The 20,980-nt window shown below is 61.0% G+C and carries 16 protein-coding genes; all 16 read right to left on the bottom strand.

Annotation, left to right across the window (positions count from 1 at the left end; translation table 11 throughout):
• Positions 1-47 precede the first annotated feature (47 nt).
• The gene (locus tag I3J13_RS12610; RefSeq protein WP_003524582.1) at positions 48-1,079 is read right to left on the bottom strand and encodes an ABC transporter permease; all 1,032 of its coding nucleotides are present in this window, start codon (positions 1,077-1,079) and stop codon (positions 48-50) included.
• A gap of 32 nt (positions 1,080-1,111) precedes the next feature.
• Entirely contained in the window at positions 1,112-2,653 is a 1,542-nt protein-coding gene (locus tag I3J13_RS12605) for a sugar ABC transporter ATP-binding protein (protein WP_196379011.1), read from the bottom strand.
• Positions 2,654-2,892: 239 nt separating this feature from the next.
• Positions 2,893-3,822 carry a sugar ABC transporter substrate-binding protein gene (locus I3J13_RS12600; protein ID WP_003524584.1) on the bottom strand — a complete coding sequence of 310 codons (930 nt, stop codon included), beginning with the start codon at positions 3,820-3,822 and terminating at the stop codon, positions 2,893-2,895.
• A 517-nt stretch (positions 3,823-4,339) separates the two neighbouring features.
• Positions 4,340-5,782 (bottom strand): M20 family metallopeptidase, encoded by a 1,443-nt coding sequence (locus tag I3J13_RS12595; protein ID WP_196379010.1) that lies wholly within the window; start codon positions 5,780-5,782, stop codon positions 4,340-4,342.
• A 127-nt stretch (positions 5,783-5,909) separates the two neighbouring features.
• Positions 5,910-7,454 carry an ABC transporter substrate-binding protein gene (locus tag I3J13_RS12590; protein WP_196379009.1) on the bottom strand — a complete coding sequence of 515 codons (1,545 nt, stop codon included), beginning with the start codon at positions 7,452-7,454 and terminating at the stop codon, positions 5,910-5,912.
• Positions 7,455-7,483: 29 nt separating this feature from the next.
• Positions 7,484-8,326 carry a serine hydrolase gene (locus I3J13_RS12585; RefSeq protein ID WP_196379008.1) on the bottom strand — a complete coding sequence of 281 codons (843 nt, stop codon included), beginning with the start codon at positions 8,324-8,326 and terminating at the stop codon, positions 7,484-7,486.
• A 13-nt stretch (positions 8,327-8,339) separates the two neighbouring features.
• Entirely contained in the window at positions 8,340-9,974 is a 1,635-nt protein-coding gene (locus tag I3J13_RS12580) for an ABC transporter ATP-binding protein (RefSeq protein ID WP_196379007.1), read from the bottom strand.
• A complete protein-coding gene (locus I3J13_RS12575) occupies positions 9,971-10,789 on the bottom strand; it encodes an ABC transporter permease (protein WP_003500526.1) in 819 nt (272 codons plus the stop codon). The genes I3J13_RS12580 and I3J13_RS12575 overlap by 4 nt, the downstream gene beginning before the upstream one ends.
• Positions 10,786-11,730, bottom strand: a complete 945-nt coding sequence (locus I3J13_RS12570; RefSeq protein ID WP_003524593.1) for an ABC transporter permease — start codon at positions 11,728-11,730, stop codon at positions 10,786-10,788. Before I3J13_RS12570 ends, I3J13_RS12575 begins: the two co-directional genes overlap by 4 nt.
• Positions 11,731-11,910: 180 nt before the next feature.
• Positions 11,911-12,816, bottom strand: a complete 906-nt coding sequence (locus tag I3J13_RS12565) for a LysR family transcriptional regulator (protein WP_196379006.1) — start codon at positions 12,814-12,816, stop codon at positions 11,911-11,913.
• 116 nt (positions 12,817-12,932) lie between these two features.
• Positions 12,933-13,877, bottom strand: a complete 945-nt coding sequence (locus I3J13_RS12560) for an isoaspartyl peptidase/L-asparaginase family protein (protein ID WP_196379005.1) — start codon at positions 13,875-13,877, stop codon at positions 12,933-12,935.
• A gap of 45 nt (positions 13,878-13,922) precedes the next feature.
• Positions 13,923-15,461, bottom strand: a complete 1,539-nt coding sequence (locus I3J13_RS12555) for a hydantoinase/oxoprolinase N-terminal domain-containing protein (RefSeq protein ID WP_196379004.1) — start codon at positions 15,459-15,461, stop codon at positions 13,923-13,925.
• Complete coding sequence (locus tag I3J13_RS12550) at positions 15,458-16,534, bottom strand: DUF917 domain-containing protein (RefSeq protein ID WP_006698622.1); 1,077 nt, start codon at positions 16,532-16,534, stop codon at positions 15,458-15,460. Before I3J13_RS12550 ends, I3J13_RS12555 begins: the two co-directional genes overlap by 4 nt.
• A gap of 117 nt (positions 16,535-16,651) precedes the next feature.
• A complete protein-coding gene (locus I3J13_RS12545; protein WP_196379003.1) occupies positions 16,652-18,247 on the bottom strand; it encodes an ABC transporter substrate-binding protein in 1,596 nt (531 codons plus the stop codon).
• Between the two features lie 43 nt (positions 18,248-18,290).
• Entirely contained in the window at positions 18,291-19,424 is a 1,134-nt protein-coding gene (locus tag I3J13_RS12540) for a DUF917 domain-containing protein (RefSeq protein WP_004438394.1), read from the bottom strand.
• Entirely contained in the window at positions 19,417-20,973 is a 1,557-nt protein-coding gene (locus I3J13_RS12535; protein ID WP_196379002.1) for a hydantoinase/oxoprolinase N-terminal domain-containing protein, read from the bottom strand. Before I3J13_RS12535 ends, I3J13_RS12540 begins: the two co-directional genes overlap by 8 nt.
• Positions 20,974-20,980 lie beyond the last annotated feature (7 nt).

Here is a 20,980-nt window from a genome sequence, read left to right as displayed (position 1 = left end):
AAAAAAGGGGCAAGCCTGAAGGCCTGCCCCAAGTCTGGGAGGAGGATTTAGCGCTTTGCGCGTTTCTTCTGTCGGTAGACGTCGGCAACGACCGCAGCCACGATGATCAGGCCCTTGACGATTTCCTGATAATAGGCATCCACCCGGAGGAAGGTGAAGCCAGACGTCATGACACCGAGGATGATGGTGCCGATCACCGTTCCGGTGATGCGGCCGGCACCGCCGGCGAGCGATGTGCCACCGATGACGGCTGCGGCGATGGCGTCGAGTTCATACATCACGCCCATGCCGGCCTGCGCCGTCTGTGCGCGAGCGGCGGTGACAACACCGGCGAGGCCGGCGAGCAGGCCAGCAATGGCATAGACCTTGATCAGATGCGCCTCGATATTGATACCGGACACGCGTGCCGCCTGCTGGTTGGCGCCGATGGCATAGGTGAACTTGCCGTAGCGGGTGTAACGCAGCGCCACGTGGAAGATGACGGCGACGACGAGGAACACCACGACCGGCCAGATGCCCGTGCCGATGAAGTTGAAACCGTCCGTCAGACCGGAGATCGGCTGGCCCTTCGTATACCACTTGGAAAGACCACGCGCCGTCACCATCATGCCAAGCGTTGCGATGAAGGGCGGAATTTTGGTGCGGGCGATGAGTTGCCCGTTGATGAAGCCCGCAAGGGCGCCAGCCAATATGCCGACGGCGAGCGGTATGAAGAAGGGCAGATCGGTCAACCCCGGATAAAGCGCCCGCGGCCATGTGGACGATTGCGCCACGCTGGCGGACAGCATCGCCGTCAGGCCGACCACGGAACCGGAAGAGAGATCGATACCGCCGGTGATGATGACCTGCGTGACACCAACCGCGATGATGCCGATCACCGAGACCTGCAGGATCATGATCGTCAGGCGCTGCTGGTTCATCAGGAAGCTCTGGCCGATGAAAATCCAGCCGAGAATTTCATAAACCAGCGCGATGCCGATCAGCACGAAAAAGATATTGGCCTCCGGCGGGATGCGCCGGTGCGGCTTGCGTCCGGACTTTGCGTCCAACTCTGTGTTGGCGGCGGCGTTCGTATTCATAGTCATTCCTCCTCGAGAAATCCCGGCGCGCCTCACCGCGATGCGAGATCCATCACTTTAACCTGCGTGGCTTCACTTCTATCAAGGAAGCCCGTCACCCGACCTTCATGCATGACCATGACACGGTCGCTCATACCCAGAACCTCCGGCATTTCGGAGGAAATCATGATGACGGCGACGCCCTGGCGCGCCATCTCGCAAACCAGCTTGTGAATTTCCGCCTTGGCCCCGACATCGATGCCGCGCGTCGGTTCATCCAGAATGAGAATACGCGGCTTCGTCAGCATCCAGCGGCCTATCAGCACCTTTTGCTGGTTGCCGCCCGACAGGTTCTCGATGCGCTCGTAAAGATGCGGCGTCTTGACCCGGAGCTTGCGGCACATCTCCTCGCAGGCATCCGACAGCGCATTTTCCTGCACGAAGCCATTGGCGACATATTTGTCCTGCAGGACGGCGATCTGCATGTTCTCCAGAATATTCAGGATCAGCAGGCACCCCGTGTCCTTGCGATCCTCCGTCAGGAACGCCATGCGGTGACTGATAGCCTTCGTCGGGCTGTCGATCGAAACCGGCTTGCCGTCGATTGCAATCGTGCCCGAGGATGCGGGCGTTACACCGAACACCGTTTCCGCCACATTGGAGCGGCCCGATCCGACAAGGCCAGCAACGCCGAGAATTTCACCGGCGCGCACATCGAAGGAAATGTCATGGAAAACGCCGTCGAGCGTGAGATTCTTGACCGAAAGCACCACGTCGCCGATCGGAACCTCTTCCTTCGGGAACATCTGGGTGATTTCACGGCCCACCATCATGCGGATGATGTCGTCACGCGTTACATCGGTCGAGGCGTGGGTGCCGATATATTTGCCGTCGCGGAAAACCGAAAATTCATCGGCGATCTCGAACAGCTCGTTCATCTTGTGGGTGATGTAGACGATACCGATACCGCGTTCCCGGAGATCGCGGATGATGCGGAAGAGATGCTCGACCTCGCGCTCCGTCAACGCAGATGTCGGCTCATCCATGATGAGAACGTCGGAATCATAGGAAACCGCCTTGGCGATCTCGACCATCTGGCGACTTGCCACCGAAAGCTCGCCGACGCGGGTTTCCGGGTCTAGATCGATGCCGAGTCTTTCCAGCAGCGTTTCGGTGCGGCGATACATTTCGCCATGGTCGATGAGGCCCAGCCGGTTCTTCGGCTCGCGGCGTATCCAGATGTTTTCGGCCACCGTCATATAGGCCATCAGGTTCAGTTCCTGATGGATCATGGCAATGCCGTTTTCCAGCGCATCGAGCGGGGAATCGAGACGTATGTCGGCGCCTTTCAGGCGAATTTCGCCACTGTCCGGTTGATAGATGCCGGCCAGGATCTTCATCAGCGTCGATTTTCCGGCGCCATTCTCACCCATCAGCGCATGCACGGTGCCGCGCTTCAGCTTGAACTGCACATCATCAAGCGCCACGACGCCGGGAAATTCCTTGCGTATGCCTTCCGCCGCGAGAAGATACTCCGCATTCGGCACGGCTCCGCTGGCGCGCACGGCGGCCATTGTCGATGGACTGACGACCATCTCATCCTCCACAATAGACAAAAATGACCGGAAACAGGCTTTGCCAGACGGCGCACCTTGCCTCCGGGGAGGCTTGCAGCGCCATGTCGATCACGACATGAAAGGCGCTGCAACACTTTGAATTCACTGAAATTCAATCGTAATCCGCTCGCGCACCGAAGCTTGTCTTCGGCGCCGTCGGAAACCGGCATCTGCCTCCAATATCGATCTGAACGGGCGCAGATGCCGGAAGGCGGCCGTTAGTTCTTGGCCACGTAGTCCTTGACGTTTTCAGGCGTGACGAGCTGGAAAGGAATGTAGACCTTCTTCTCCACCTTGTCGCCCTTGACGAGCTTCAGCGCAGCATCGAGAGCGCCCTTGCCCTGCCCTGCCGCATCCTGGAACACAGTTACATCCAGATCGCCCGCCTGCATCGCGGCAAGGGCGTCCTGCGTGGCGTCAACGCCGGCGACGACATAGCTCTTCATGTCCTTGCCTGCGGCCTTCAGGGCCTGGATCGCGCCAATCGCCATTTCATCGTTGTTGGCGATGACGGCATTGAATTCGATGCCGCTGGAGAGCCAGTTGGTCACAAGGTCGGAACCCTGCGTGCGCTGCCAGTTCGCGGTCTGCTCTTCAACAACCGAAATACCCTTGCATTCGTCGGTCTTCAGAACGTCCTTGGCAGACTGCGTGCGCATGCGCGCCGCCTGATTGGAAAGCTCACCCATCATGATGACCGCATTGCCCTTGCCACCGAGAAGGCGGCAAACTTCTTTCGCTTCAAGCGTGCCGGCCACTGTCTCGTCGGAGGCGACGAATGCCTGGCCGTCCGGCAGGCTATCGACGTTCACCGGCTGGCGGTTGACGTAAACCAGCGGAATCTTGGCGTCGGCGGCGAGCTTCGACATGGCCGCCGTCGCATCCGTATCAACCGGGTTGACGATGATCGCGTCGACCTTGGACGCGATGAAATTCTGGATCTGGCTCTGCTGCTTGGCGACGTCGTTCTGGGCGTCCTCGACCTGCAGGGTCACGCCCTTCAGTTCCTTGGAATAATCCTGCATGCCGTTGCGCAGCACGGTCAGGAAGTTGTCGTCGAACAGCGCCATCGAGACGCCCACGGTCTCCGCATGCGCCGCCGTGCCCAGAAGCACAGACATGGCTGCGCCGATGATAAATTTCTTCATTGTTTTCTCCTCCTCGGTGTCCGGCGCCACCTCTCCCAGCCGGAGGCGAACCCGAGAGCCCGCCGCTACCTCCTCACAGCGAGAAAACGGAATAATGAAACCGATTTTCTGTCTGTTCGATATATTTATTCCATTTTTGGTCCGAACGTCAATGCTTTCTTCACGGCAAGGCGGCGAAGCGGCACACAAGGCGGTGATTAAGGAGGATTTCAGGAGGAAGGAGTTCCGGGGCGGATTGCCGGGAACCACGCCGAAGCTTTTTCAATGTTACCCCCGCTCGTCAGGCGAGGATCGATAAGCCGTTGAAATCATGGATCCTCGGGCCGAAACCGAGGATCACGAGGAATATGGCGGAAGGTCCGTTTCCAATGCCGGACCCGCAAACCCTGCCATTGGCAAGACCACCGGCGGGTCACATTTTTTCGCTTGCCGCGCCCATGTGAGGCACCATTCCACCGGCGAAAATACGCGATAAGGGAACAGGTTCAGCAGAATGGGCGTGTTGGTGCACCACGTTCTATCGATGGGAACCGGGCATGACATCGGCGGGAATCGGGCAGACATATTTGCTGCCCTCGGTCTTTTCCTGCCATTCCCTTTTGGCACTGGCGAGCAGTTCCGGCGAGGTCATCAGCGCAAAGCCGGTCGATGCGAGTGTTTTGGCGGCATGGGCCATGGCCTTGTGGGCGGCGGGGCTTTTGCCCTGCGCCACCACCTGCCAGGTATGCGGATTGGTGCCGATCGCCCAGGCGGGCGTCCAGCACTGTGCGGTTGGCGTCACCCAGCTGACATCACCGACATCGGTGGAACCCGCCCGAAAATGCGACTGGCCCTCGAAATCGCGCAGGCCGAGATGCAGCGGCGTCGACCCGTCGATCCTCCGATTGGAAAAGACATCGCCCTTTATCTGATAGAGCCGGATGCTGCTTTTGATCGCCTCGTCGGTGAAAGTGTCCTGAATAAGTTTGGCGAAAGCGATATCCGCCTCGTCGAAAGCGATGGGGCCGAGCGCCACCATGTTTTCATGCATCGCCGTTTCCAGCGTAATATTGGGCAGGAGATTGGTGGAAGCGGTATCGAAGACGATTTCCACCTCCGTTTCGGTCATCATCGCCGCGCCGCGCGCCACCTTGTCCACCCTTGCGGCGAGATCGAGCGCCTGACGCATCTCCGGGGCGCGGATCAGGTAGAGCACTTCCGCCTTCGCCTGTACCACATTCGCCGCCTTGCCGCCGGTATCGGTGATCGCATAATGCACCCGGCAATCCTGCGGCATGTGTTCGCGCAGGAAATTGACGCCGACATTCATCAGTTCGACGGCATCGAGCGCCGAACGCCCGAGATGGGCAGCGTTGGAGGCATGGGCCGCAACACCCTTGAAACGGTAAAAATATTCCAGCACGGCCAGATTATTGGTCGAGCGTACGCCGTTGAAAGGTGCCGGATGCCAGGTCAGCGCCGCATCGACATCGTCAAAAAGGCCGGCGCGCACCATGAAGGTTTTGCCGGAACCGCCCTCCTCGCCGGGGCAACCGTAATAACGCACGGTGCCGGGCAGATTATTGGTTTCCAGATGCCGGGCGAGCGCAATAGCGGCCATCAATGAGCCGACGCCAAGCAGGTTGTGGCCGCAGCCATGGCCGGTGGCACCCGCCTCGCGCGGCTGCACCTTAGCCACATCGGCCACCTGGCTCATGCCGGCCAGCGCATCGAATTCACCGAGAAAAGCGATAACCGGCTTGCCGCTGCCGAATTCGCCGATGAAGGCCGTCTCCATGCCTGCCACGCCACGGCGAACCGCAAAGCCATTTTCCTCGAGCGCGCCCGCCAGAACGCCGGCAGATTGCTGTTCCTCGAATTTGAGTTCGGCAAAATCCCAGATGCTGTCGCTCAAGGTGGTGAAATCGGGCTTCATCACCTCGACTTCGGCGGCAATCGACATCACGGCGTCACGGTTCATGGCTTGTCCTCGCATTTCCGCCCTTTACGGGCACGCGCAAGCGCTTCGGCGGATGCACCGCCAAATCCTTGCACCCTATGATGGAAAGCCCGCGCCGGGGTCCGCCTCCGGCGCGGGCAACAGTGGATCAGTTGTCGACCGAGACTTCCCAGAGACGGGCGTTCGACTGCCAGACCGGCTGGCCCTTGAGCTTCTTCGTGGCGCCCCAGACATCGACCATGTCGTAGAGGAAGATACCCGGCATTTCCTTCAGCATCAGCTCGTGGAACTCGTCGAAAATCTTCTGGCGCTTGGTCTGGTCGGCCTCCACATAAGCGGCCTTCATCAGTTCTATCGCCTTCGGATCGTCCCACATCAGGGAGGCGTTCTTGTCCTTGTTGCCGACATAGAAGGCATACATCAGGGCCGGGTCGAGACGCGGGGCGACCGACTGCGAGATCACCTGATAATTGCCGGAACGGCGGCGATCCACCTGCGTGGCATAGTCCAGCACCTCGATCTGCACGTTGAGACCCGCCTGCTGCATCATGGCCTGCGCCATGACGGCGGCCGGGAAGCTCGGCACGTTGCCGCGCTTGTTGGCGATGATGGAGATCGGCTCGCCCTTGTAACCGGCGGCCTCCAGCTCCTTCTTCGCGGCCTCGACATCATAGGCCGGGCGCTTTTTCTGGGCCTCGTCATAATAAACCGAGTCCTGCGAGACCATCGAGCCGTTGGCTTCGCCAGTACCGTTCGATGCGGCCGCGACCAGTTCATCGAGATCAAGCGCCATCGCCATGGCGCGGCGCACGCCGGGATTGCTCAGCACCTTGTCGCGGGTCTGGATGTAGAACAGGTTCTTGCCGTTGTTGCGGGCGACGATGAGCTGCATCTTCTCATTGGTCTTGAACTCCGGAATGAGATCGGGCGAAATCTCGGCCGTATCGAGCACACCCGATTCAAGCCCGGCCTTCACGGTCGAAGCATCGGGAATAACCATGAACTTGATGCCGTCGGCGAGCGGCCGCTTGGAGCCGACCATGCCGTCCGGCTTGCCGTCATTTGCCGGCGAAACATAATCGGCAAATTTGGCGAGGCGGATATATTCGCCTTTCTTCCACTCGTCCCACTGGAACGGCCCGGTGCCGATGGGCTTGGCGAAGCTGCCATCGGCAGCAACCGATTCCGGCGAGATCATGCCGGTATAACCGCATTCCGGCCGCGACATGAGACCGAGGAAAACGGCGGAGGGTTTTTCAAGGGTAATCTGAACCGTGGATGCATCCGTGGCCTTGACGCCCGTGACGTGAGCTGCTCCGCCCTCGGCGAAATCGTTGAGGCAGGCCCATTTGGTTTCCGGCTTCAGATAGCGCGTCCAGTTCCAGACGACATCCTCTGCGGTCAGCGGCTTGCCATTGTGGAACTTCACATCCTTGCGCAGCTTGAACGTATAGGTCAGGCCATCGGGCGAAACGTCGACGCTCTCGGCGAGAAGCGGCTTCACCTCGCCGGCGTTGTTGTAGCCGACAAGACCTTCGACGATATGCAGGATCACCCCGTCCGTATTGCCGTCGCGGTTCACACCCGGATTGTTGCTGCGCAGATCCGAGCTTTGGGCGATGGTGATATCGCGTGCTGCGGCCATATTGGCGGTCACGAGCAGGGCAACGCCTGCGAGAAGAAGTTTTTTCACTGTTCTACCCTCTTTGTTGTCATTGATTGTCATTGGTGAAAGCCATCCCAGCAGGCCTGTGCCAGCCGGCCGATCGTTTCGAGCGCGATGGTGTATCCCGGCGTGCCATCAGGCATGGTTTGCGGCACCTCATCGGTATAGGTGGTGATGATGAAGGACGGCGCGCCGTTTCTGTAGACGATACCGGCATCCATGCGCCCGCGCTTGCCGCGACCGCTCTTGCTGGCCACCACGGCCTCGAAAGGCAGGCGGGAGCGGATTCCATAACGCAAAATCTGGTTCTTCAGCGTCTGCATGGCCCACTCGCACAATTGCGGGCTGCAACCGAGCTTTGCCTGCGCCTCCGGCGACGATTGCGCATCGAGAATGGTCTGCAGCAGAAGTACCTGATCCGCCGCCGAGGTGGTCGTAACTGTCTTCAACGGATGGTCGGCCGCCAGCGCCAGCGGTGGGATGAGGAAACGGTGGTGGGTATTGGCCATGCCGAGCGATTTGCAATAACCGTCCACCTCTTCCAGCGTCAGCCTCTCCAGCACCATCTTGGTGCAGACATTGTCGCTCAGCACCATCATGCCGGCAACGGCATCGCGTAGTGAGATGACGATACCCGGCGTCATATAACGGAACATGCCGCTCGCAACCTCTTCCGCCAGCCGCTTTTCATAGGTGACGGGCTGGTCGAGATCGATCCGCCCTTCGCTGGCGGCCTTGAGCACGGCCATCATGATCGACGTCTTGCGGGTGCTGCCGGATGGCGTCTCCTCGTTTTCTCCGCGCCCAATCTCTTCGCCGGTCAGGAGATTGCGCACCATGAAGCGCGTCACGAAAGGCTGTGCATCACAGATCGCATTCAGTTGGGCAGCCACGGTCATAGTCATCTTCCTGTTAAACTTCATCTTCCAGACGCCATTTGAGTGTCACGCCGCCCTTTTCATTCTGGTCGAGGGCGGGAATGGCCGAGAGCAGCCGGCGCGTATAGGCCTCTCTCGGGCTGTCGAAAATCGTGTCGCGATCACCCTCTTCGATGATGCGGCCGTCCTGCATGACGACGACACGGTCGGCCACCTGCTCCACCACACCGAGATCGTGGCTGATGAACAGGCAGGAAAAACCGTAACGTTTCTGCAGATCGGAAAAGAGATCGAGCACCTGCGCCCGCACCGTCACGTCAAGTGCTGAAACCGGTTCGTCGGCAATCAGGAACCGCGGACGGCGGGCAATGGCGCGGGCAATCGCCACGCGCTGGCGCTGGCCACCGGAAAGCTCGTGCGGGTAGCGGGCGGCAAAATCGGCGCCGAGCCCCACTTCCTCCAGCGTTTCCAGCGCCCGCTTGCGCTTGGCGGCCTGGTCGAGGTCAGGCACGAGGCGCAGCGCCTCCTCCACCAGCGCCTGAATGGTCATGCGCGGATCAAGCGAGGAATAGGGATCCTGAAACACCATCTGGCAATTCAGGCGATAATCCTTCCAGTCCTCGTTGCGCTCCCGGCCCTGAAAGCGGATATGCCCTTCGCTCTCCTGCACAAGCCCGGCAATGGTGCGGCCAAGCGTCGTCTTGCCGGAACCGGAACCGCCGACGAGCGCCACGACCTCGCCCTCATGAATATCGATGCTGACACCATGCAGCGCCCGCTTCGGTTTGGCCTTCTTCAGCAGGGATTTACGGCCGGCATAATCGACAACGATATCGCGGGCCGAAACCATCGGCGCCTTGGAGGTGTCGATACTGCGCGGCTCGCCGCGGAATGGCAGGGAGGAAAGCAGTTTTTTCGTATAGGGGTGCTGCGGGGCATCCAGCAGGTCGTCGGTGCGGCCCTGCTCGACAATTGCGCCTTTTTCCATCACCACGATGCGGCTGGTATAACGCGCCACCATCGGCAGATCGTGGCTGATGAGGAGAACGGCAGTGCCTTCCGCCCGCGTCAGCTCCACCATCAGCTCCATGACATCGCGCTGGATGACCGCGTCCAGCGCCGTTGTCGGCTCGTCGGCAATCAGCAAAGCGGGTTTCAGGAGCATGACCGAGGCCAGCATGATGCGCTGGCGCATGCCGCCGGAAAACTCATGCGGATAGGCCGTCAGCGCGCCTTCGGGATCGCGGATGCCGACCCGGCGCAGCATGTCGAGAATTTTCTCACGTCGCTCTTCGGGCGACAGCTTCGTGTGAAGGATCAGCCCCTCCTCCAGCTGCCGGCCAATCGTCATTGACGGATTGAGGGAGGTCATCGGCTCCTGAAACACCACGCCGATCTCCGCGCCGCGCAGACGCCGAAGCTCCTTCAACGGCAGGGACATGACATCCTGCCCCTTGTAGATGATCGACCCGCCTGTGACGGCGATGGCCGGAGGCAAAAGCGAGATGAGCGCGCGGGTTGCGAGCGTCTTGCCCGAGCCGCTTTCGCCGACGATGCCGAAGATTTCGCCCGCGGCAATATCGAAGGAGACATCCTTGACCACCCGGTGGCCGGTTCTGGCGACTTCGAGCGAAAGGCCGCGAACGGTGAGAAGTGTGTTGTCCGTCATTTGAGACCTCTCATGCGCGGGTCAAGCCTGTCGCGAAGGGCATCGCCCAGAAGATTGATGCCAAGCAGCGTCAGTGCGATGCAGAGACCGGGGAAAAGCCCGAGCCAAACGGCCTGCTGGATGAAGGGACGGCCGGCGGCCAGCATGTTGCCCCAGGTGGGCGCCGGCGGCGGCACGCCGAGGCCGAGGAAGGAGAGCGCGCTTTCCGAAAGGATGGCCCAGCCGAACATGGAGGTGGCAAGAACCGTTATCGGCGCGATGCAATTGGGCAGGATGTGGCGGAACATGGTGTAGATCTCACCATTGCCCATTACCAGCGACGCCTCGATGAATTCCCGCTCACGCAATGAGAGGACCGCACCGCGCACCACACGCGCCATGGATGGCGTATAGGCGATGCCGAGCGCGAAGATGATGCCATACTGGTTTGCGCCGAAAACCGCGAGCAGGCCGAGCGCCAGCAGAATGCCCGGAAAGGCGAGAAGCGCATTGTTGATGGCCATGATGACGCCATCCACCCAGCCCCGCGCATAACCGCTGACAAGGCCGATCAGCGTGCCGCAGATCGTCGCGAAGCTGACCGTCAGAAAGCCGATCCAGACACTGGCGCGCGCGCCGACCATCAGACGGCTCAAAACATCGCGCCCGAATTCGTCGGTGCCGAGAAGATGGCTCGGACCGGGTGCGGCCAGACGCGAGGCAAAGCCGAGCTTCATCGGGTCATAGGGCGTCCAGAACAGGCCGGTCACGGCGGTGATGAGCAGGAGGGCGATGAGAAAGCCGCCGATAAGCCCGTTAAGTGTGAACTTTTTCATTCGGCAACCACACGCGGATCGAAGAGGGGATAAAGAAGGTCGACAAACAGGTTGACCAGCACATAGGACAGCGAGACGAACAGCAGGCATCCCTGAATGACGGGGTAATCGCGGGCGAAAATACTGTCGACCATCAGCCGTCCGAGGCCGGGAATGGTGAACACGGTCTCGATGACGGCGATACCGCCGAGGAGATTGCCGAGGATCAGGCCGATCATCGTCCATGTCGGGCCGAAGGCGTTCTTGAACGCATGCCGCCAGAGAACGGCGCTTTCCGAAAGGCCCTTGGCGCGAGCGTGGGTAATATAATCCAGCCGCAGCACCTCCAGTGTCGAGGCGCGTGCCATGCGGATCAGGACGCCCATTTCATGGATCACCAGCGTCATGACAGGCAGGACAAGATAAAGCATGCCGCCGACGAGATTGTCGCTGATCGACACATATCCGAGCACCGGCAACCAGCCGAGCTTGAGGCCGAAAAACAGAAGAAGCAGAAGACCCAGCCAGAATGTCGGAATAGACAGAAGCAGGGTTGCCGTCCCAACAAGTGCCAGATCGGTCAGGCTATTCTGTTTCCAGGCGGCGATCACACCCGCCGGAACCGCAATCAGGCTGGCGAGCAGCACGGCGACCACGACGATCTCGGCGCTGACGAGAAAACGCGACACGACCAGCGGCAGCACCGCCTCATCATTGACGATGGAGCGGCCGAAATCGCCCTGCACCACATTGCCGGCCCAGATGAGGAACTGTTGCGGCATGGATTTGTCGAGGCCGAGTTCAGTCCTCATGGCTTCGATCTGTTCCGGTTGCGCCATGTCGCCCAGCATCAGGGCAGCCGGATCGCCCGGAATGAAGCGGATGAGCGCAAAAACCGTGATCGACACGAATGCGATCGTCGGCAGCGCCATCAAAAGACGGCTCAGTATGAATCTTATCATCGGTTCCCCACGATTGATGGCGGGGAATGGTATCCCGCCTCTATCGGTTTCGTTGCTGGTGACTATGACGGATTGATAAATAAGGCGCAATATTATGCATAAACGTCATATATCTATGCAGAATGACGGCGCATTTCATCCTGATGAGGACAATGAGATTTTCCGCCCAAAATCCCGTTTTCAGTCGATTTTTTGCGAAAGCTGGATTTCCCGCTTCAAGGCATCGCTCAGCGCCTGCGCAGCGATGGACAGCGGTGCGCCGGAAGCACGGGCTAGGCCGAATTCCTGCGTCGCCTGCGGAACGAATGGCCGGGCGACAACGGGAAGATGCCGGTAGAGGTTGGCATAAAAACTGCTGATGATCGTGACCCCCAGCCCATGCGCGACATAGGCGCAAGCGGAACTGTTGGTGTGGGTCTCGATCTTCACCATCGGCTTGACGCCGGCCTTCTTGAAAACCTGATCGAGCGCCATGCGGTTCGGCCGCTGCCGGCCGATCAGGATGAGCGGAACATTGCGCAGGTCCTTGACGGTAATTTCCTCGAGCTTGGCCAAGGGATGATCCTCCCGCACCACACAGACGCTCTTGCCGGTCGCGACACGCTCGACATCAATGCCCGGCCCGATCTCGCCTTCCATCCGCAGGAAACCGAGATCGATCACCCGCTCGCCGACGAGCTTGTTGATGGCCGTCGTCGTTTCGAAAAAAGTCTCGATGCGAACGCCGGGAAAATCCCGGACATAGTCGATCAGCATGGCGGGCGCGAAATTTTCCCACATGCTGCTCGGCAGGCCGATGCGGACGATTTCCGGACCGGCCGCGCCATTGCGCAAATCCTCGGCGTGGCCGGACATGCGGTCCACGGCAAGCAGCACGCTTTCCGCATCCCGGGCGAGAAGCACCGCCTCCGGTGTCGGGATCAATCGCCCCTTGTCACGGGCAAACAGCGTCAGCGACAGGTCGGCCTCGAGCTGGGCCAGAAGCCGGCTGATACCGGACTGGCTGAGCCCCATGGCCTTGGCCGTGGCGATGGTCGAGCCAGTGGAAAGAAGCGTGCGCAGGACTTCGAGCTGCTTGATGTTCATGAGGCCAGCACCATGGGTGAAGAGACGAGCCGGTTTCGGTTCAAACGTTTTGCCGCCGATAGACCTTGATGTCACCGTTTTTTTTAACGCCGCCACTTGGCCGGCACGGTCGCCGGTTACAATTCCACCTCATAGATCGTGTCATGGGTGGCCACACGCGCCTCTCCCGATGGTGTTACCCAGCCGCGAAACATGCCTGATGTATTATAGGGCGCGGATATGCCGCCTTCGGCATCGATTGCGACGAGGCCCGCGCCGATATCGTAGGGCGCCAGATCCTTGTGAACGAGATCGCCGGCGGCGGTCTCCAGATCCTGCCCGAGATAGGCGACGCGGGACGCGATCTCGTGGCCAACGACATAACGGATGAAAAACTCGCCCTTGCCGGTGCCGGAAACGGCGCAGGCCCCATCCCGCGCATAGGTGCCAGCCCCGATCACCGGACTGTCACCCACACGGCCATCCGGCTTGTTGGTGTAGCCGCCGGTCGAAGTGGCCGCCGCGAGATGACCCATCGCATCGAGCGCAACTGCACCGACGGTTCCGTGCTTTTCGTTTTCCGTCGCTTCCGTGCCGGCGGAGGCATGGCGCTTCATCGCCGCCAGTGCCTCGAGGCGCTTTGGGGTGGTGAAATAGGATTGAGGCTCGGTGGTGAGCCCCTTTTCCTTCGCAAAGCGGTCGGCCGCCTCCCCCGTCAGATAGACGGCACGCTCATCCGCCATCAGCGCACGGGCCGCCTTTACCGGGTTGCGGATGGCGCGAGACGCACTGATCGCACCCACTGCCAGCGTTTCACCATCCATGATCGAAGCATCGAGTTCGTGAATGCCGTTTTCGTTGAGCGCGGCCCCGTGGCCGGCATTGAAATGCGGACTGTCCTCCATGACGACGACCGCCGCCTCAACCGCTTCAAGCGCCGTTCCGCCAGCCTTCAGCACGCCATAACCGGCGCGCAGCGCCGCTGCCAGATCGTCGCGCGCGGCAGCCCACTCCCCGGCCGTCATGCTGCCTTCCGGCATCACGCCGCAACCACCGTGAATGGCCAGTGCGATCTTCGTCATGTTCTCACTCCCTCGTCGCCCCACCAGCGGCGGGGCCTCTTACCATCAATGAAAGGCGATATCGCCGATGACCCGCACCCGGACCCGCCGCGCGCCGCCAGGCAGATAGGCGATCGGAATATCCTCCACCTCAAGCGTCTTGAGGCTCGCCCGCTCCGCGCCGGATGCGACCGCGGCGTTCTGCGCCTCGGTCTCGGCTTTCGCAAGGGCTTCATCGCGGCTCAGGCCGGAAAAGACCTGATCGACCTCGCCGGAAACCTGCGCCATCGCCGCGCCCAGCGCATTGGCAACGCCGGCATTTTCCACCCGCAACACTTCCGATGCACCCGGAACAGTCTCAGGGATCAGGAACGCCCCGCCGCCGACCGCAACCAGCGGCACGTCTTCGGCGGAAGTCTTCATCTGGTCGAAACTGTCGGCCACCATATCACGGATGCGTTGAAGCGTGGCCTGCACGAAAGCCGGATCGAGGTCTTTCACACGGTCGCGGTCACCCATCTCGATCAGGCCGGCGGCAACGGCGATATCCGATGTCGTCAGCGTCTCACCGCCGAAAACGCGGGCTTCCGTCAGGATGCGATAACCGACCGAGCGCGGACCGATCTTGCCCGTCTCAGGGTCGACGATAGTACCGCCGCCGAGCGCAATCGGCAGAAGATCGGGCATACGGAAGAGCGTGCGCACCCCACCGATATGGACGATATTGTTCGCCTCGCGCGGAAAACCGCCGACAAGGCAGCCGATATCGGAGGTGGTGCCGCCGACATCCACCACCATGGCATCGGAAAGACCGGTGAGGAAGGCCGCACCGCGCATCGAGTTGGTCGGGCCGGACGCGAAGCTGTGCACCGGGTTGGCAGCGGCGACATCCGCGAGCGCCACCGTGCCGTCATTCTGGGTCAGATAGAACGGCGCCTTCACACCGGCGTCGCGCAGCGCATCCGAAAATGCCTGCACCGTGGTCTTGCCGAGTGTTTGCAGCGCTGCGTTCAGGAGGGCGACATTTTCTCGCTCGAGCAGCCCGATGCGGCCAAGCGTATGAGAGAGCGTGATGCGTGCATCAGGGATCACAGAACGGACGATTTCCGCCGCCCTCACCTCGCACTCCGTCGTCAGCGGTGAGAAGGTCGCGGAAATGGCGATGGAGGTGATGCCCGCATCGCGGATTTTCATCGCCGCTTCGCGGATTTCATCGGGAACCATGGGCACCAGCGGGCTGCCGTCATATTCATGGCCGCCATGCACCATGAAGATGAGCGGATCCACGGCCTCGCGAAGATCCTTCGGCCAGTCGCACATCGGCGGCAGTGAAGAACCTGTTGGCAACGCAATGCGGATCGCCGCGACCCGTTCCAGGCGGGCGCGCTCCACCACCGCATTGGTGAAATGGGTGGTGCCGATCATTACCGCATCAATCGGCCGGTCAGCCGCGCCGACATGGCTTGCCACATGGGCAAGCGCCGCCTTTACGCCGGAGAGGACATCCTGCGTAGTCGGAACCTTGATGGAAGCGACGATGGTGTCGCCATCGATCAGAACGGCATCCGTATTGGTGCCGCCAACGTCAATACCGATGCGTTTCATGGGAATACCGATCTGAAATCAATGTCATAACCGAAGGCGCGCGGGCCGACGGCGGCGATACCGGCAGGTGTTGTCAAAAGCTCCGGCGCCGGCAGGGCGACAACCGTGACACGCTGGCCGTAACGCACCGATTCCGTGCCGATGGCACCGCCGGAAACCGTGTCGAGAAGGCAGAGCAGGTCCGGCGTCATGGCGACCGGCTGGCCATCGCGGAAGGCGACCGCCCATTCGTTCTGGAAGGCCAGTTCCATGCGTGAACCCCGGTCGGCATCGATACCTTCAATGGTCGTGCTGCCGCGCAGGAAACCACCGGTGGTCTCACGCGCCACATCCACCACCTTGCCGCGGAACAGCTGCTTGCCGCCCTCATGGTCAAGAACCGCCTGAACCGGATCGTCGTGGCGCGCACGCGCCTCCATCACAGCACGCCCAAGTTCAGTCGCCTTGGTGACGGTGTAGTGAATCCCCCACTCCTTCACTTCCTTGCCGGTGCGCGGCGCCTTGCAGGTGGCGGCGGTGGAGCCGACTTCGGTGCAGACCTTGCGAGAGATGCGCTCCATCCACTTCCAGGAGGCAGCACGCGTCACGATCACCTCATTGTCGCGCACATCGACCAGCGACAGCGGAAACATCGGCAGGTTGCCGATGGCGAAGGATGTCATCTGCGCTTCGGGATAGGCGCGCCCCATGGCATCGGCATTAACGACCGGCCGGTCGAGCACGGCAGCGGCGAGGAAGGATGACAGCGCATTCGAGCCGCCGATTTCCACGCTCATGATCGCCCGGAACGGCTTGCCGAGATAATCCTCCATCACCTCGACGGCGCGGGCAAGATGCACGGGGTCCCCCAGCCGCTCCTGACCGACAAGCGGCGCACCCATCTTGGAGACGACGGCAACCATGTCGTCATCGGCAAGCGCCATGGGGTCCATGACCTTTACCCGCCTGCCCTCGGCATAAAGACGGCGCAGATTGAGCGTCGAGATATAGGGGTTGCCGCCGCCGCCGGTTCCAAGGATCCAGGCGCCGGTGGCCAGAGGTTCGATATCGTCTTCGGAAAATTCCTGGATCATGCGTCATCCTCGGGCATGCCGCAGCCTTTCCGGCCGCAGGCGATGCTCCTTCCCTTTGAAGTTCCAAGTCTGGCCAACCCCGCCTTTGTGGCGGGGCCGGTTTTCATAAGGCGGAGATCACTCCGCCTTGCAGTCCCAATGGAAGTTGGAGAAGTTCAGGTCCCAGCTCTGCATGGGAATGAACTCGTAACCCTGAAGGCACTTGTTCGCCGCATAACGGCGGTTCGGCGCAACGGCCCAGACGTCAGGCTGAAGATCGGCGATCTTCGTCTGCAGTTCCTTGTAGGTCGTGTTCTGCTCGTTCACATCGGTGGTGGCGCGGACCTTGTCGATCAGGCCGTCGATTTCCGCATTCTGCAGCCATTCCATCGACATCCAGGTGCCGGATGCCTTGGAGTGATACTGATTGTAGAACATCGAATCCGGCGACGGATAGGTCGGCGAAATATTCACCTGCGTCGATGCCGGCGTCGTTTCCGGCTTGGAGGAAAGCTCAACGATGCGGTTCCACGGCTCCGGCTTGATGTCGAGCGTGATGCCGATCTGCTCGAGGCTGGATTGCAGAAGCAGCGCCACTTCCGCCTCAAAGGCCAGCGAAGCGACATAGCTGTTGACGAGCGTAATCTTCTGGCCGGCATATTTCGACTTCGCGAGTTCTTCCTTGGCTTTGTCCAGATCATAGACGCCGGGCTGGATATCGCCGTTATGCGCATCCTTGAACGCGTCGGAGAGCGGTCCCTTCATGTCGAAACCGGGATAGATCACTTCCTGGATCGTCTTGTAGTCGGTCGCATAGGCGATGGCGCGGCGAACGTGCACGTCGTCGGTGGGATAGACCTTGGTGTTGAGCTTGATGACGAAACCGCCGGCGGTGCGGGTCTGGATCAACTTGTAACCCTTCATCCGGCCGATGGATTCATAGGTGTCGTTGCCAAGCCCGTGCGAGGAAAGGCCGAGTTCGCCCTTTTCCGCCAGCGCCTTGACGGTGGCGTCGTCGCTGGTCTGCACGAAGCGCACTTCATCGATCGGCTTGCCCTTGGTCCAGCCGAGGAAATAATCGGCATTGCGGGCGATGACCATATCGGCGGAACGGTTATAGCTGACGAGCTTGTAGGGTCCGGAACCGGCGGAATGTTCGCCGACATAGGCCTCGCCCCATTTGTCTTCCGGCTTGGCATTGGCTTCGATCAGCGTCTTGTTCATTGCCATCATCAGCGGCGTCGCCGCCATGAAGGGCGAGAACTGACGCTCGATCTTCATGACCAGCGTGGCATCGTCAGGCGCGGTAACGTTTTCGGGTTTCAGAACGCCGACGATGAGGTTCGACGGACCCTTGTTGATGCCGAGCAGGCGCTGGATCGACCAGGCAAGATCGGCAGCCTTTACCGCCGTGCCATCCTGAAACTTCGCATCGTCGCGCAGGTGGAAGGTATAGGTCAGGCCGTCTTCCGAAATCTCCCAGGATTTCGCCAGATGCGGCACGATTTCGCCCTTGGCGTTCACCGTGGTCAGGCCGTCATACATGTTCACGATGGCCATGTAGCCGGTGTAATCAGTCACCTTCGCCGGATCGAGCGAGCTGAATATCTGCATGGTGTTGACCGCGACCGATACCTTGTCTTCCGCAAGGACTGCGGAAGAGACAAGCGGCAGGGCGATTGCCGTGCCGAGCGCCAGCGCGGCGAGACGGGAAGCAAGTACAGGCATTTTCATTATCGTTCTCCTCTTTATTGCGGAGCATTGGCCCCACTTATGGTTAGGCAGCCTTGCTGACCGGGACGGGCAGCGGTGAGAAAGGAATGTCCGGATAGCCAAATGCCGCCGGCCCGACGACTTCAAGCGCGCGGGCGCTGCGCAGCAGGTCGTGGCAGGGGATGGCGATGACGGCCACGCGCTGGCCGTAGCGCAGCACTTCGGTGGTGATCGGATAACCCGTATCGACATCCAGCAGGACGATCAGATCGGGTACCGTCACTTCCACTTTGCCGTCACGGGAGAACAGCAGGAATTCGTTCTGGATAGCGACGCCCGCCGTCTGGCCGGCGCAATCATCGAAGCCGGAGAGCGTAAGATCGCCGACCGCGAAACCGCCGCGAAGGTGGCGCTTCAGATCGGTGATCTTGCCGTTGAAGATGCGCCGCCCGCCTTCGAGTGCGCAGACCGCGGCAATCGGATCTTCCTGCTGCTTGCGGGCGCGGATCACCGCCTCACCGATGGCGATCGCCTTGGTGTAGGTTTTCGGAATGCCATACTGATGCACGTAATGCGCCTGCATCGGTGCGGTCGCCAGCATCGCGCCGCCACCCTGCGAAACGACGCAGGCGCGCGCCATGCGCTCGTGCCAGACTTCGGAGACGGCATGGCTGAAGATAACAGCATTGCCGTGCAGATCGCACATCACCGACGGCGTGGAACTGTGGCCGTAGATGGAAAAGGTGGTCATCTGCATTTCCGGGAATGCCCGGCCCATGCCGTCGCAATCGAGGATCGGCAGGCCGCCCAGTGCCGCCGTCACCAGCGGGTTCATGGAGTTCGAGCCGCCGATTTCCTCGCAGACGATGGCGTCGACAGGCGTGCGGATCAACTCTTCCATCGCACGCAGGCAGCGCAGGCCTTCGCGGCCTTCACGAATGCGCTCGACGCCGACGACAGGCGCGCCGATGCCGCCGATGGACATGCAGAGCGCGTCCGGCTCGATGGCGTCGGTTGCGAGGATCTTCATCTCGTAACCGGCCTTCATGGCTTCCAGCGCCAGCAGCTTGCCGAGATAGGGATTGCCGCCGCCGCCCGTGCCGAGAATGCCGGCGCCGATTTCCAGCGCGTCGAGGTCTTCACGGGTCAACGTCCGCAATGCCGCTTCGTCATATTTCAGCTTGCGTGTCTCAGCCATGATTGGCTCCCATTTCTCCAACAACTTTCACATGAATGCGGGTGGCGTTGCCGGGCAGGTATGCAAGCGGCATGTCCTCGCGTTCGATGACTTCCAGCGTTTCGGCAACCGCGCCGGCTGCAATCGCCTTTTCGCGAGCCTCCGCTTCCGCCTCGGCCAGTGCGCTCTCGCGCGTGCGTCCGTCGATCAGCGAGAAGACCCGGTCGGTCTCGCCGCTGATCTGCGCGATTGCCGCACCGACGGCATTGGCCACCGCGAAATTCTCGGGCCGGATGACTTCCAGGTCACCGATCCGATCCGGCATCAGGATGGAACCGCCGCCAACCGCGATTACCGGCACCGGTGACGACGAAATGCGGCTGCGCTCCACGCAGGCCTCGAGCATGTCATTGATCTTGTCGACCGCCGCATTCACGAGCTTTTTGTCGAGGCTGGAGACCAGCGCCTTCTCGCCCACATCGGCCTTGCCGGAGGCAACGGCGATATCGGTCGCCGTCAGGGTCGAGCCGCCGAAGCAGAGCGCCTCGCGGCGAACCCGGTAACCGACGGATTTCGGGCCAACGGTCAGGCCATGGTCGCCATTGACCACCAGCGAACCGCCGCCGAGACCGATGGAGAAGACGTCAGGCATGCGGAAATTGGTGCGCACGCCGCCAATATCCACCGTGGTCGAAGCCTGACGCGGGAAACCGTGCGAGAGCGAGCCGACGTCGGAAGTTGTGCCGCCGACATCTACCACCACGGCATCCTTGAGGCCGGTGAGGAAGGCCGCACCGCGCATGGAATTCGTCGGGCCGGACGCGAAGGTGAGCACGGGGAAGCCGCGCACGACGTCGGCCGCCATCAGCGTGCCGTCGTTCTGGGTAATATAAAACGGGCAGGTAATGCCCGCAGCCTTCAGCGCCTCGCCGAAAGCAGCAACGGTACGGTCGGCAAGCGACAGCAGGCTGGCATTCATGATTGCAGCACTTTCACGCGCAAGCAGACCGTGACGGCCAATATCCTTGGACATGACCACCGGCAGGCCGGGGCAGCGTTCCTGCAGGATTTCCTTCGTCCGCAGCTCCATCGCTTCGTTGATGCCGCTGAAAACGCAGGTGACAGCTGCGGCCTTCAGGCCCTTGGCGCGGATATCGGCGGCGATGCGGACAATCTCGTCCTCATCGAGCGGCGAAATTTCCCGACCATCGAATTCGTAACCGCCGCGCACCTGATAACCGTGGTTGCCGACGATTTCCCGGAGATCGTCCGGCCAGTCCACCATGGGCGGCAGGCCGGCGCCGGACGGCAGGCCGAGACGGATGGCGGCCACCTCGTCCATATGCCGGCGCTCGATCACTGCATTGGTGAAATGCGTGGTGCCGATCATCACGGCGCCGATGCGCGCCCTGTCGATGCCCGAAGCCTCGATGACCTTTTCAAGGGCTTCGATGACACCGGACGTCACATCCTCTGTCGTGGAGGCCTTCACCCCCGCCAGAACGGTTTTATCCTGCAACACAACGGCATCGGTATTCGTGCCGCCGACGTCAATTCCAACGCGATACACGTCAGGC

The sequence above is a fragment of the Agrobacterium leguminum genome, from assembly GCF_015704895.1.
In the GTDB taxonomy this organism is placed as follows: domain Bacteria; phylum Pseudomonadota; class Alphaproteobacteria; order Rhizobiales; family Rhizobiaceae; genus Agrobacterium; species Agrobacterium leguminum.
The sequence above is the reverse complement of the archived record's forward strand: the minus strand, read 5'-3'. Positions and strand labels throughout refer to the sequence as shown.